Below are 13,977 nucleotides of genomic sequence, written 5' to 3' on the forward strand. Positions count from 1 at the left end.
CGGTCGAGGAGCGGGCGGGAGGAGAAAGAGCCGGATTTCCGGCTCGGATGGCGTGCATGCCGGCTGGCGTGCGGCCATGTCCTCCCTTGCTGCTCCTTTGCCTAACATTCGATTGGATCGAGGTGAAGGTGATGAGCTTCAAAATCGCTATTATAGGTGCCGGCAGCGTCGGATTCACCAAGAAGCTGTTCACCGACATCCTGTGCGTTCCAGAGTTCAAGGACATCGAATTCGCGCTGACTGACATCAGCGAGCATAATCTCGGGATGATTAAGGCGATCCTCGACAGGGTCGTCGAGGCGAACAGGCTGCCGACCAAGGTGACGGCGACGACCGACCGCCGCAAGGCGCTCGAGGGCGCGCGCTATATCATCAGCTGCGTGCGCGTCGGCGGCCTCGAAGCCTATGCSGACGACATCCGCATCCCGCTGAAATATGGCATCGACCAGTGTGTCGGCGACACGATCTGCGCCGGCGGCATCCTCTACGGCCAGCGCAACATCCCGGTGATCCTCGACTTCTGCAAGGATATCCGCGAGGTCGCCGCGACCGGCGCGAAATTCCTGAACTATGCCAACCCGATGGCGATGAACACCTGGGCCGCGATCGAATATGGGAAGGTCGACACGTTCGGTCTCTGCCACGGCGTCCAGCACGGCGCCGAGCAGATCGCCGAGGTGCTCGGCGCGAAATCGCCCAAGGAACTCGACTATGTCTGTTCCGGCATCAACCACCAGACCTGGTTCATCGAGCTGAGGCTGAACGGCCGCCAGATCGGCAAGGACGAACTGGTCGCCGCCTTCGAGGCGCATCCGGTCTATTCGAAGCAGGAAAAGCTGAGAATCGACGTGCTGAAGCGCTTCGGCGTCTATTCGACCGAGAGCAACGGGCATCTCTCCGAATATCTGCCCTGGTACCGCAAGCGCCCGGACGAGATCACGCGCTGGATCGACATGTCGGACTGGATCCATGGCGAGACGGGCGRCTACCTCCGCTACTCGACCGAGACCCGCAACTGGTTCGAGACGGAATATCCGCAGTTCCTCGAAGCGGCGTCGAAGCCGATCGACCCGGTCAGGCGATCCAACGAGCATGCCAGCCACATCCTCGAAGCGCTGGAGACCAACCGTGTCTATCGCGGCCATTTCAACGTCAAGAACAACGGCGTGATCACCAATCTGCCGCAAGATGCCATCATCGAGTCGCCCGGCTTCGTCGACCGCTTCGGCATCAACATGGCGGCCGGCATCACATTGCCGGAGGCATGTGCGGCCACCTGCATGTCCTCGATCAACGTCCAGCGCATGTCTGTGCATGCCGCGATCGCTGGCGACATCGATCTCCTGAAACTCGCCGTGCTGCACGATCCACTGGTCGGCGCGGTTTCGACGCCGGAGGAAGTCTGGCAAATGGTGGACGAGATGGTTGTCGCCCAGGCCGCCTGGCTGCCGCAATATGCGCGTGCCGTTCCGGCGGCAAAAGAGCGGCTTGCGAAATCGAAGGTCAAGACCCGCGAATGGGCGGGGGCGGCACGGCGCAGCGTGCGCTCGATCGAGGAATTGCGCGCCGAGAAGGCGGCGCTGAAGCAGGCCGGCTGAAGCTTGGGCACGAGGTCGCACGCGCGGGAGGCGGGTCAGCCAAAAGTCAGTTGCCCAAAATAAGGGGCGGGCAGCAACAGAGGTCCAAACATCTGGGAGGAGACGATGAGGAACTTATACAGAATCGGAATTGCCGCCGGACTGGCATTGAGCGTTTCAATTCCGGCACTTACCGCCTTCGCTTCCGAACCGACGATCCCGCCGGAACCGGCGACGTTCCCAGCGGAAGGCAAGATCCACTATGTGGCGCGCGACTCCATCCTGGAGTTCAAGGCGCTGCCCGAATATCACGAGCCGGACTGGGTGACGGAGAAATACGTCAAGACCGGCAAGCTGCCGCCGGTCAAGGACCGGCTGCCGAAGGAGCCGCTGGTCTTCAAGACCGGCAACATGCCTGACGGCATCGGCGTCTATGGCGACACGATGCGCCACGTCATCGGCGGCCGGCCGGAAGGCTGGAACTACGGCGCTGGCCAGACGCAAGGCTGGGGTGGCATCGACATCGGGCTATCCGAATGCCTGACGCGCACGGCACCGCTGTTCCAGGTCGAGGCCAAGGACACCGAGCCGCTGCCGAACCTCGCCAAGAGCTGGGAATGGTCGAAAGACGGCCACAAGCTCACCATGCATCTCATCGAAGGCGCCAAATGGTCGGACGGCGCGCCCTTCAATGCCGACGATCTGATGTTCTACTGGGAGGACGAGGTTCTCGATCCCAATGTCTCGCCGCTCAACGGCGCGACGCAGGAAACCTTCGGCGTCGGCACGACGCTGAAGAAGATCGACGACTACACCGTCGAATGGACCTTCAAGGAGGCGTTCCCGAAGCAATATCTCTATGCGATGGCCTATGGCACCTTCTGCCCCGGCCCTTCGCATATCTTGAAGCCGAAGCATCCGAAATATTCGAAGAACACCTACGACCAGTTCAAGAACGCCTTCCCGCCGGAATTCATGAACATGCCGGTGATGGGCGCCTGGGTGCCGGTCGAATACCGGCCGGACGACATCATCGTCCTGCGCCGCAACCCCTATTATTGGAAGGTCGACGAGAAGGGCAACCAGCTGCCTTATCTCAACGAGCTGCAATACAAGCTCTCGACCTGGGCCGATCGTGACGTCCAGGCAGTGGCCGGATCCGGCGACTTCTCCAATCTCGAACAGCCGGAGAACTTCGTCGCCTCGCTGAAGCGCGCGGCCGAGAAGAACGCGCCGGCACGCCTTGCCTTCGGCCCGCGCCTCATCGGCTACAATCTGCGCTTCAACTTCTCCGCCAACGGATGGGGCAACCCGGACGAGCGCGGCCAGGCGCTGCGCGAGCTGAACCGCAACGAGGACTTCCGCAAGGCGGTCACCATGGCGCTCGACCGCAAGGCGCTCGGCGACTCGCTGGTCAAGGGCCCGTTCACCGCCATCTATCCCGGTGGCTTCTCCTCCGGCACCAGCTTCTACGACCGCAAGTCGACCGTCTACTATCCCTTCGACCTCAAAGGCGCCAAGGCCGAGCTCGCCAAGGCCGGCCTCAAGGACACGGATGGCGACGGCTTCGTGAACTTCCCGGCCGGCACCGCCGGCGGCAAGAATGTCGAGATCGTGATGCTGGTCAACAACGACTACACGACCGACAAGAGCCTTGCCGAAGGCGTGGTCGCGCAGATGGAAAAGCTCGGGCTCAGGGTCGTCATCAACGGAGTCAACGGCACGCAGCGCGACGCCGCCGAATATTCCGGCCGCTTCGACTGGCTGATCCGGCGCAACGACACCGAACTGACCTCCGTGGTGCAGAACACCGAGCAGCTCGCTCCCGTCGGTCCGAAGACCAGCTGGAACCATCGCGCGCCGGAAAGCGGCGAGGTCGATCTGATGCCGTTCGAGAAGGACCTTGTCGACATCGTCAACAAGTTCGTATCGAGCCAGGACAATGACGAGCGCGCCAGCCTGATGAAGAAGTTCCAGGAGATTTCGACGGCAAACGTCTACAATGTCGGACTGACGGAATATCCGGGCGCGCTCATCATCAACAAGCGCTTCTCCAACATTCCGCAGGGCACGCCGATCTTCATGTTCAACTGGGCGGAGGATTCGATCATCCGCGAACGTGTCTTCGTCGCCGCCAACAAGCAGGCCAAGTATGAACTCTTTCCCCAGAAACTTCCCGGCAAGCCCGGAGATAAAGGGCCGATGGACTAGGGGGCCAATGGATTAAGCTTTACCTCCCTGACGAAGAGATGTCCGGCCGCGCTGCGGCGCGGCCGGACAAGGCAAATCCTCGAAACGCACCGAACGCGTAAACCGGCGAGAAAGGAAGCAGACCGTCCATGTTGCGATTCCTGCTCATGCGCATAGCGTCGGCGCTTCCCGTCCTCGCCATTTTGAGCCTCGTCACCTTCGCCATCATCCAGGCGCCGCCCGGCGATTATGCCGACTACATCAAATCGCAGCTCATCAACCAGGGCGGCGCCTCCTACGCCGAGGCCGACGCACAGGCCCAGGCCTACCGGAAGGAACATGGCCTCGATAAGCCGCTGTCCRTCCAGTATCTCAACTGGATCGGCGGCATCATCACCCGCGGCGATTTCGGCTACAGCCTCTACTACAACAAGCCGGTGGCCGATGTGGTGGGCGAGCGGCTGCCGCGCACGCTGCTCTTGGCGCTGGTCTGCCATCTGCTCGCCTCGGTGCTCGGCATCACCTTCGGYATTTGGGCGGCAACCCGGCAGTACACCTGGATCGACTCCACACTTTCGGCCATCTCCTTCCTCRGCATGACGGTGCCGCGCTTCCTGATGGCGCTCATCATCGTCTATCTGCTGGTCTTCCAGTTCAACGTGTCGGAAATCGGCTCGTTCTTCTCGCCGCAATATGGCGGCGCGCCATGGTCGTGGGCGAAGTTCGTCGACCTCGTCAAACATGTCTGGCCGGTGGTGGCGATCGCGACCTTTGGCGGCCTCGCCTACAATATGCGGGTGATGCGCGGGAACCTGCTCGACACGCTGAATGCCCAATATGTCGAGACGGCGAAGGCCAAGGGATTGACCGGCGGCGCCGTGGTCATGCGGCATGCCGTGCCCAACGCTTTGCATCCGCTCGTCATGTATCAGGGCGTGGTGCTGCCCTACATGCTGACCGGCGAGATCGAGACGGCGATCATCTTCGCGCTGCCCACCGTCGGCCCGGCGATCGTCGGCTCGATGGCGGTCGGCGACGTCTATGTGACGGCCACCTTCATGATGGTGCTGTCGGCAACGCTGATCGTCGGCAACATCATCGCCGACATGCTGCTCGCGCTGCTCGACCCGCGCGTGCGCCAGTTCGGGGAGCGCTAGATGCTGGCCCGCGATCCATCACCCCCGCCGCTGCCGGCCGAAGGCGTCATCAGCCACCCCGCGCACGGCAATGAGAGCTACATCGCGCTCGTCTGGCGTCGATTGAGGCGCTCCTGGACCGGCATGGCCGGACTATGCCTGGTCCTGCTTCTGCTCGTCATGGCCGTCTTCGCGGAATTCCTGGCGCCTCTGGATCCGAAGGAGACTGACATCGCCTTCGCGCCGCCGCAGGTGCCCAGCTTCCATGACAAGGACGGCAATTTCGTCGTGCGGCCGAGGATCTATGCGCTGGCCGAATCGACCGACCTCGACCCGGTCACCTTCCAGCCGATCGTCGGCCCCGACTACGACCATCCGCGGCTGCTCGGCTTCTTCGTCGAGGGCGCACCCTACAAGCTTCTCGGCCTCATCCCGGCGGACCGGCATTTCTTCGGCTCGATGGACGGCCAGCCTGTGCATTTCCTGGGCACCGACAAGTTTGGCCGAGATGTGCTGTCTCGCGCCATCCACGGCTCGCGCGTCTCGCTGATGATCGCGCTGACAGTCGTCTTCATCGTTACCGTCATCGGCACCACCGTCGGCATGGTTTCCGGCTATTTCGGCGGCAAGTTCGACGTCTGGATGCAGCGCTTCGTCGAACTGGTGCTCGCCTTTCCGCAACTGCCGCTTTATCTGGCGCTGACGACACTGATCCCGGTCACCGCGCCGACCGATGTCTTCCTCGCCTTCGTCATCATCGTCATGTCCGCCCTGGGCTGGGCGCAGATGTCGCGCGAGGTGCGCGGCAAGACGCTGGCGCTGGCGCGGATCGACTATGTGCGCGCCGCCATGGCGGTCGGCGCCACCGACCGGCGCATCATCATGCAGCACATCTTCCCCAATGTGATGAGCCATGTGATCGTCGCCGTGACCCTGGCGATCCCAACGGTTGTGCTTCTGGAATCCTTCCTCGGCTTCCTCGGCTTCGCGGTGAAGCCGCCGCTGATCTYCTGGGGCCTGATGCTGCAGGATACGGCGACCTATTCGGTCATCGGCACCTATCCGTGGATCCTGTCGCCGGTGGGCTTCGTGCTGATCACCGTCTTTGCCTTCAACGCGCTGGGCGACGGCCTGCGCGACGCGGTCGATCCCTATTGAGGTGGCAGAGATGACGACCGTCGTGCTCGCAGAAACCTTCGCACCTGCCATCCGGCACGATCACAACGGACGCCATGATCAGCCGGTCATCGACGCCCRCAACATCGAGGTTGCCTTCAAGGTCGAGCACGGCACTGTCGAGGCGGTCAAGGATGTGTCTTTCCAGCTCTATCGCGGCGAGACGATCGCGATCGTCGGCGAATCCGGTTCCGGCAAGTCGGTTACGGCGCGCACCGTCATGGGGCTGCTGTCGCGGCGGGCGACCGTGTCGCCGAGGTCCACCGTCGAATATTGTGGCCAGAACATCCTGAAATTTCCGGAAGGCGCCCGGCGCAAGCTGCGCGGCAACCGCATCTCGATGATCTTCCAGGAGCCGATGAGCTCGCTCAACCCGATCTACACGGTCGGCAGCCAAATCGTCGAAGCGATCAGGGTGCACCGCAAGGTGAGCCGCAAAGAGGCTTGGGCGCGGGCGCTCGAATTGTTGCGGCATGTCCAGATTCCCGAGCCGGAAGCGCGGCTCAAGCAGTATCCGCACCAGCTCTCTGGCGGCCAGCGCCAGCGCGTCATGATCGCCATGGCTTTGGCCAACGATCCCGACGTGTTGATCGCCGACGAGCCGACCACCGCGCTCGACGTCACGGTCCAGGCGCAGATCCTGAACCTGATCCGCAACCTGCAGAAAGAGCTGCGGATGGCGGTGATCCTGATCACCCACGACCTCACCGTGGTGCGCAAGTTCTCCGACTATGTCTACGTCATGCAGCATGGCGAGATGCGCGAGCACAACGTCACCGAGCGGCTGTTCGCCGACCCGCAGCATCCCTACACAAAGCGGCTGCTCGCCTCCGAGCCRCACGGACGGCCGAAGCCGCTGCCCGACGGGTCAGGCACCATCCTCGAGGCGAACGGCGTGCGGGTCTGCTTCACGCTGCGCCACGGCACGTTCCTGAAACCGGACTGGCGCGAGCTGGTCGCGGTCGACGACCTCGATTTGAAACTTTGCCGCCACGAGACGCTGGGGCTGGTCGGCGAATCCGGTTCCGGCAAGACCACCTTCGGCCAGGCGCTGCTTCGGCTGCAAGAGACCAAGCGCGGCGAGATCCGTTTCGACGGCCGGCCGATCCAGGGCCTGTCGCGGACCGAGATGCGGCCGCTGCGCTCGCGCATGCAGATCGTCTTCCAGGACCCGTTCTCCTCGCTCAATCCGCGCATGACGATCGGCCAGATCATCGAGGAAGGGCTGGTCGTCAACAGGCTGGGCGCGACACGGCGCGAGCGGGTCGAGCGGGTGCGCGAGGCTCTCGTCAGCGCCGGCATGCCGGGCGATATCCTGTCGCGGTTCCCGCACGAATTCTCCGGCGGCCAGCGGYAGCGCATCGCGATTGCGCGCGCCATCGCGCTCGAACCCGAATTCATCCTGCTCGACGAGCCGACATCGGCACTCGACCTTTCCGTCCAGGCACAGATCATCGACCTGCTGCGCAAGCTGCAGGACGAGCGCGGCTTGAGCTACCTCTTCATCTCGCACGACCTCAAGGTGGTGCGGGCGCTCTGCCACCGCGTCATCGTCATGCAGCACGGCAAGATCGTCGAACAGGGACCCGTCGACGAGGTCCTTTCCAATCCCAAGACCGGCTACACCGAACGGCTCGTCAGGGCCGCATTCGACGTGGCGTGACTATATTCCGGAGGTTCGTAGTGACTAGAAATCCAAAGATCACCTTCATCGGCGCCGGCTCGACGGTGTTCATGAAGAACATCGTCGGCGACGTGCTGCAGCGGCCGGCGCTTTCGGGCGCCACGATCGCGCTGATGGACATCAACGCRCAGCGGCTGGAGGAAAGCGCCATCGTCGTCAACAAGCTGATCGCGACGCTCGGCGTCAAGGCGAAGGCCGAGACCTATTCCGACCAGCGTAAGGCGCTTTCCGGCGCCGACTTCGTCGTCGTCGCCTTCCAGATCGGTGGCTATGAGCCCTGCACCGTTACCGACTTCGAAGTGCCGAAGAAATACGGCCTGCGTCAGACGATCGCCGACACGCTCGGCGTCGGCGGCATCATGCGGGGCCTCAGAACCGTGCCGCATCTGTGGAAGATCTGCGAGGACATGCTGGCCGTCTGTCCCGAGGCGATCATGCTGCAATATGTCAACCCGATGGCGATCAACACCTGGGCGATCGCCGAGAAATACCCCCAAATCAAGCAGGTCGGCCTCTGCCATTCGGTCCAGGGCACGGCGATGGAACTAGCGCACGACCTCGACCTTCCCTACGAGGAGATCCGCTACCGCTCGGCCGGCATCAATCACATGGCCTTCTATCTCAAATTCGAGCATCGCCAGCCGGACGGCTCCTACCGCGACCTCTATCCCGACCTCATCCGCGCCTATCGCGAAGGCCGCGCGCCGAAGCCGGGCTGGAACCCGCGCTGCCCGAACAAGGTGCGCTACGAGATGCTGACCAGGCTCGGCTATTTCGTCACCGAAAGCTCGGAGCACTTCGCCGAGTACACACCCTATTTCATCAAGGAGGGCCGCCCCGACCTGATCGAGAAATTCGGCATTCCGCTCGACGAATATCCCAAGCGTTGCATCGAGCAGATCGAGGGCTGGAAGCGACAGGCCGAGGCCTATCGTTCCGCCGACCGTATCGAGGTCGAGCAATCGAAGGAATATGCCTCCTCGATCATGAATTCGGTGTGGACCGGCGAGCCGTCGGTGATCTAYGGCAATGTCCGCAACAATGGCTGCATCAACTCGCTGCCTTTCGACTGCGCTGCGGAAGTGCCGTGCCTGGTCGATGCCTCGGGCATTCAGCCGACCTATATCGGCGAGCTGCCGCCGCAGCTCACGGCGCTGATCCGCACCAACATCAACGTGCAGGAACTGACGGTGCGGGCGTTGATGACGGAAAACCGCGAGCATATCTATCACGCGGCGATGATGGATCCGCACACCGCGGCCGAGCTCGATCTCGATCAGATCTGGTCGCTGGTCGACGACCTGATCGCCGCCCATGGCGACTGGCTGCCGGCCTGGGCACGCAAGGGCAGCAGAAGCAAGGCTGCCTGATCAGGGGCCGGCCTTCTCGCGCTCGACGGCGCGCCAGCCGATGTCGCGGCGGCAGAAGCCTTGCGGCCAGTCGATCTGGTCAAGCGCCGCGTAGGCTCGTCCCTGCGCCTCGCCGACGGTGGCGCCGGTTGCCGTGACGTTGAGCACGCGGCCGCCATTGGCGACCAGCGCGCCGCCGTTGATGGCGGTGCCGGCATGGAAGATTTCGGCGCCTTCGCCCGCGGCCTCGTCGAAGCCGCGGATCACCGAGCCTTTTTCCGGCGTGCCGGGATAGCCCCTCGCCGCCATCACCACGGTCAGCGCGGCTTCGTCGCTCCAGCGCGCCGACATATGCGCCAGTTGGCCGTCGACGGCGGCGTTGAGCAGGACGAGAAGGTCGTCCTTCAGCCGCATCATCAGCACCTGGCATTCGGGATCGCCGAAGCGGACATTGTATTCGATGAGTTTGGGCCCCTGGTCGGTGATCATCAGACCGGCGAAGAGGATGCCGCCGAAAGGCGCGCCGATATTGGCCATGCCGCGCATGGTCGGCTCAATGATCTCGCGCATGGTGCGCTCGGTCATCTCCGGTGTCATCACCGGCGCCGGCGAATAGGCGCCCATGCCGCCGGTGTTCGGCCCGACATCGCCATCGCCGACGCGCTTGTGGTCCTGCGCGGTGCCGAAGGGCAAAGCAGTTGCTCCGTCGCACAGGCAGAAGAAGCTCGCCTCCTCGCCCGTCAGATATTCCTCGACCACGACCTCTGCGCCCGCCGCGCCGAACGAGCCGTCGAAACAGGCGTCGAGGGCGGCCATCGCCTCATCAAGCGTCATGGCGACGGTGACGCCCTTGCCGGCTGCCAGCCCGTCGGCCTTGATGACGATCGGCGCGCCCGTCTTTTCGACATAGGCTTTCGCCGAGGAAAGGTCGCTGAAGCGACCATAAGCGGCGGTGGGGATGTTGAATTTCGCGCAAAGGTCCTTGGTGAAGCCTTTTGAGCCCTCAAGCCGCGCCGCCGCCTTGGATGGGCCGAAGACGCGGACACCCCAGGCGCGCAGGTCGTCGGCAATGCCCACCACCAACGGGGCCTCCGGACCGACCACCACGAGATCGATCTTCTTCTGCTGGCAGAAGGCGGCCACAGCGGAATGGTCGGAGATATCCAGCTTGACCAGTTCGGCGACGCGGCCGATGCCGGGGTTGCCGGGCGAGGCATAGAGCTTGGTGAGCAATGGCGAGGCGGAGATCTTCCAGGCCAGCGCGTGTTCGCGGCCACCCGAACCGAGAAGAAGAACGTTCATGGCCACCTCTTGCTGATCATCTCCCTGAACCCGCTATTGATCCAGGGGCGACGGGTCAAGGCGTGTCGGCAATTTGGTGACAATTGCACACGAGAACAATAGCGCCCCGGCTATCCTACGAGCAGCGATGGCCTTGCTGGATCACGATGTTTTCACCAACCAAGCGACATCGCGGCCGCTTGACGGCGCCCGTCGCTGCTGCCACTCCAGCGCAATGGAAACCATCCAGTCGAAAGCGGCCCAGGGCCGTGTCGCCGACGCGCCGAGCGGCCATTGGGTCTACCGGGTGCTGCCACGCTCGCCCTGGCCCTATGCGCAGCTTGCACGCTGGGACCGGCCGATCGGTTGGCAGCTGCTTTTATGGCCCTGCTGGTGGTCGGCAGCCCTTGCGGCCAGCGCCTATCCGCGCCCGACCGATCCGCTGCTGACGTTGCTGCCGGCGCCCTGGTATCTGCTGCTGTTCTTTATCGGCGCCGTCGCCATGCGCGGCGCCGGCTGCACTTACAACGACATTGTCGACGCGGGCATCGACAGCCAGGTCGAGCGCACGCGCTCGCGGCCGCTGCCGGCGGGCAAGGTGACGCGCCGCCAGGCCTGGGCGTTCCTGATCATCCAGGCGCTCGTCGGGCTCGCGGTGCTGCTGCAGTTCAACAGCTTCGCCATTCCGCTCGGCATCGCCTCGCTGGCAATCGTCGCCGTCTATCCGTTCATGAAGCGCATCACCAACTGGCCGCAATTCGTGCTTGGGCTGGCCTTCTCCTGGGGGGCGCTGATGGGCTGGGCGGTCGAGTTCGGCGACATCGATGGCCCCGCCATCATGCTCTATATCGGCTCGATCCTGTGGGTGATCGGCTACGACACGATCTATGYGCACCAGGACAAGGAAGACGACGCCATTGTCGGCGTGCGCTCGACGGCCCGCCTGTTCGGCGACAACACCAAGACCTGGCTCACCGGGCTCTATGGCGGCACGCTTATCTGCTTCGCCATCGCGTTCGCCTCGGCGCAGGTGCCGATGCCGGCGCTGGCCGGACTGATCGCCGCCGGCGCGCATATGGCGCGCCAGATCATCCGGCTCGACATCAACGATCCCGACCAATGCCTGAAGCTGTTCAAGTCGAACAACCAGGTCGGCTGGCTGATTTTTCTGGGGCTGATCGGCGGCGCGCTGTGGGTGGCGCTGAAGCCGCTGGTGTAGTCTTCCTTCTCCCCGTCACTCTACGGGGAGAAGGTGGCGGCAGCCCGATGAGGGGCAGCGCCGACCTTGGAGGCATGGTGAATGCACAGCGGCAAGGTAGCGCGTGAGAAGAAAGCTTTCATCGGCGGTTTCGCCAATCGCCAGCGTGACAAGCAGCCTACTCCCGCGCGATGATCTCCTCGCCGCCGATGACGAGCCTCAGGCCAAGGTTGCCGGCCTTGCGGCGGGCGAGGAAGCGCGGGCGGCGCATGTTCGATACGCGGCCCTTGCGACGCTCCTGCGGCGGCAGCGCCTTGATGGCGGCGCCGAGCGATTCTTCAAGCGTGCGGGCGATGCCGTCGGCCTCGATCAGGAGCATCGGCAGGCGGTAGGCGTCGGCCCAGGCGCGCCAGTCGGCGGCGACGTCGTCGAGATCGTCAGCGACGAGCAGCGGCACCGAAAGCATCGGATCATTGTGCAGAAGTTCCAGGGTCACCGTAACATTGCCGTCCGGGTCTTCCATGGCGCGGGCGGCGACGCCGCGGAACGCATTGGCGGGCAGCGCGATGATCGCCGGCACCCCGCTCATCTCCAGCATGCGCCGGATGACCGCGCCGCGCTGATCGATCGTGAAGGTGACATCGCCGAAATCGTCGCGCGTGGCATAGCTTACCATTTGCGGCAGGCGAAACGGGTCGAGACGCATGTTGCGCCCCGCCCAGACTGGCTTCAGTCCAGTGTTCATCGAGTGCCTTCCTGTTTCTCCTGAGGGCCGTTTTCCGGTTCTCTCCGGGCCGGTTTTTCCGGCCTCGTTATGGGAGAAAGACTAGCGCTCGCTCCTTACCGGCGCGCTTAAGAAAGTCAGTTAAATTTTGCTGATCGGAGCCGATGGTTATCGGTTTGCGACCAGCCACAAGTCTTTGGAAGAATTAGATAACCTTACCGGGATTCATGATGCCGACCGGATCGAAAGCTGCCTTCACCCGGCGCATCAGGTCGATCGCCATCGGCGGCGCCGTCGCGATCAGTTCGTCGCGCTTCAGCTGGCCGATGCCATGCTCGGCCGAGATCGAGCCGTGGAAGGAGCGGACGACGTCGTGCACCGCCTTGTTCATCGGGCGGTAGAGGCCAAGGAAGGCCTCGTCGTCGCCGCCTTCGGGGCGCGAAATGTTGTAGTGCAGGTTGCCGTCGCCCATATGGCCGAAACAGACGACGCGCGCGCCGGGGCTGACYGAAGCGACGGCGCCGGCTGCCTTGTCGATGAAGTCCGGGATCGAGGCGATCGGCACCGAAATGTCGTGCTTGATGGAGGCACCCTCGGGCTTCTGGCATTCCGGCAGTACCTCGCGGAAGTTCCAGAAGGCGTCGCCCTGGGCAAGGCTTGCCGCGACCACCGCGTCGCCGACGATGCCTTGCTCGAGGCCGGCAGCAAGCACCTCCTCGATCAGCGCCCTGCCGTCGGCTTCCGAGCGGCCGGAGGAGATCTGCATCAGCACATACCATGGCCAGTCGTCGGCCAGCGGCCGCGTCACGCCCTGCGCATGCCGGAGCGTGAAATCGTAAGGCCGCTTGCCGATCAGTTCGAAGGCGGTGAGCGCGGCGCCCGCCTGGTCCAGCGCCAAGCTGAACAGCGAGAGCGCCGCCTTCGGCGAGGACAGGCCAACGAAGGCGACCTCCCTGCCCTTCGGCTTGGGGAAAAGCTTGAGCACCGCGGCGGTGACGACGCCAAGAGTGCCCTCGGCGCCGACGAAGAGGTCTTTCAGATCGTAGCCGGTGTTGTCCTTCTTCAGCTTGCGCAGATCGTCGAATACCTCACCGGTCGGCAGCACCACCTCGACGCCGAGGCAGAGCTCGCGCGCATTGCCGTAGGCGAGCACCCCGGTGCCGCCGGCGTTTGAGGATAGATTGCCGCCGATCTGACAGGAACCCTGCGCGGCAAGCGACAGCGGAAACAGCCGGTCGGCGGCGTCGGCCGCTTCCTGCAACGTCTGCAGGATGACGCCGGCCTCGGCGGTGATCGTGTTCGACAGCACGTCGATCTCGCGGATGCGGTTCAGCCTCGACAGCGACAGCACGATGTCCCGCCCGGACTTGTCCGGCACCTGGGCGCCGACCAGGCCGGTGTTGCCGCTCTGCGGCACGATCGGCGTTCCGGTCTCGGTTGCCAGCCGCATGATGCGGCTCACTTCCTCGACGCTGCCTGGACGCAGCACCAGCGATGTCCGGCCATGCCAGAGGCCGCGCCGCTCGGTGATGTAGGGCGCGATGTCTGCCTGGTCGCGCAGCGCGTATTTGTCGCCGACGATGGCCGCGAAACGGTCGATAAGGGCGGGATCGAGATCGAGGGGCTGGTCGTCGGCTTGATCGTTCATGGGACCAGAACCTA

At 63.8% G+C, this 13,977-nt stretch carries 10 protein-coding genes; 7 read left to right on the plus strand and 3 right to left on the minus strand.

All coding sequences use genetic code 11. From position 1 onward, the window contains the following. Nucleotides 1-131 precede the first annotated feature (131 nt). The 6 genes from ORS3428_RS20970 (at nucleotide 132) to ORS3428_RS20995 (ending at nucleotide 9,133) form a co-directional block, all read left to right on the plus strand. The gene (locus ORS3428_RS20970; RefSeq protein ID WP_071100286.1) at nucleotides 132-1,598 is read left to right on the plus strand and encodes an alpha-glucosidase/alpha-galactosidase; all 1,467 of its coding nucleotides are present in this window, start codon (nucleotides 132-134) and stop codon (nucleotides 1,596-1,598) included. A 105-nt stretch (nucleotides 1,599-1,703) separates the two neighbouring features. Further along, nucleotides 1,704-3,788, plus strand: a complete 2,085-nt coding sequence (locus tag ORS3428_RS20975; protein ID WP_071100163.1) for an ABC transporter substrate-binding protein — start codon at nucleotides 1,704-1,706, stop codon at nucleotides 3,786-3,788. Between the two features lie 128 nt (nucleotides 3,789-3,916). After that, nucleotides 3,917-4,924 (plus strand): ABC transporter permease, encoded by a 1,008-nt coding sequence (locus ORS3428_RS20980; protein ID WP_071100164.1) that lies wholly within the window; start codon nucleotides 3,917-3,919, stop codon nucleotides 4,922-4,924. Further along, nucleotides 4,925-6,061 (plus strand): ABC transporter permease, encoded by a 1,137-nt coding sequence (locus tag ORS3428_RS20985; protein ID WP_071100165.1) that lies wholly within the window; start codon nucleotides 4,925-4,927, stop codon nucleotides 6,059-6,061. Between the two features lie 10 nt (nucleotides 6,062-6,071). Then, nucleotides 6,072-7,742: an ABC transporter ATP-binding protein gene (locus tag ORS3428_RS20990; protein WP_071100166.1), complete on the plus strand. Its 1,671-nt coding sequence runs from the start codon at nucleotides 6,072-6,074 to the stop codon at nucleotides 7,740-7,742. A 20-nt stretch (nucleotides 7,743-7,762) separates the two neighbouring features. Then, nucleotides 7,763-9,133: an alpha-glucosidase/alpha-galactosidase gene (locus tag ORS3428_RS20995; protein ID WP_071100167.1), complete on the plus strand. Its 1,371-nt coding sequence runs from the start codon at nucleotides 7,763-7,765 to the stop codon at nucleotides 9,131-9,133. On the opposite strand, the gene purD is transcribed toward ORS3428_RS20995, so the two are convergent. After that, on the minus strand, nucleotides 9,134-10,414 hold the full coding sequence (purD, locus tag ORS3428_RS21000) for a phosphoribosylamine--glycine ligase (RefSeq protein ID WP_071100168.1): 1,281 nt from the start codon (nucleotides 10,412-10,414) through the stop codon (nucleotides 9,134-9,136). Nucleotides 10,415-10,628: 214 nt separating this feature from the next. On the opposite strand from purD, the gene ubiA reads away from it, so the two are divergent. Then, nucleotides 10,629-11,612, plus strand: a complete 984-nt coding sequence (gene ubiA, locus ORS3428_RS21005) for a 4-hydroxybenzoate octaprenyltransferase (RefSeq protein ID WP_071100169.1) — start codon at nucleotides 10,629-10,631, stop codon at nucleotides 11,610-11,612. A 157-nt stretch (nucleotides 11,613-11,769) separates the two neighbouring features. On the opposite strand, the gene ORS3428_RS21010 is transcribed toward ubiA, so the two are convergent. Both ORS3428_RS21010 and ORS3428_RS21015 read right to left on the minus strand, forming a co-directional pair. After that, entirely contained in the window at nucleotides 11,770-12,336 is a 567-nt protein-coding gene (locus ORS3428_RS21010; RefSeq protein ID WP_071100170.1) for a DUF6101 family protein, read from the minus strand. 184 nt (nucleotides 12,337-12,520) lie between these two features. Beyond that, nucleotides 12,521-13,963 carry an FAD-binding oxidoreductase gene (locus ORS3428_RS21015; RefSeq protein ID WP_071100171.1) on the minus strand — a complete coding sequence of 481 codons (1,443 nt, stop codon included), beginning with the start codon at nucleotides 13,961-13,963 and terminating at the stop codon, nucleotides 12,521-12,523. Between the last annotated feature and the right edge of the window lie 14 nt (nucleotides 13,964-13,977).

The organism is Mesorhizobium sp. ORS 3428, assembly GCF_001854785.1.
Taxonomy (GTDB): domain Bacteria; phylum Pseudomonadota; class Alphaproteobacteria; order Rhizobiales; family Rhizobiaceae; genus Mesorhizobium.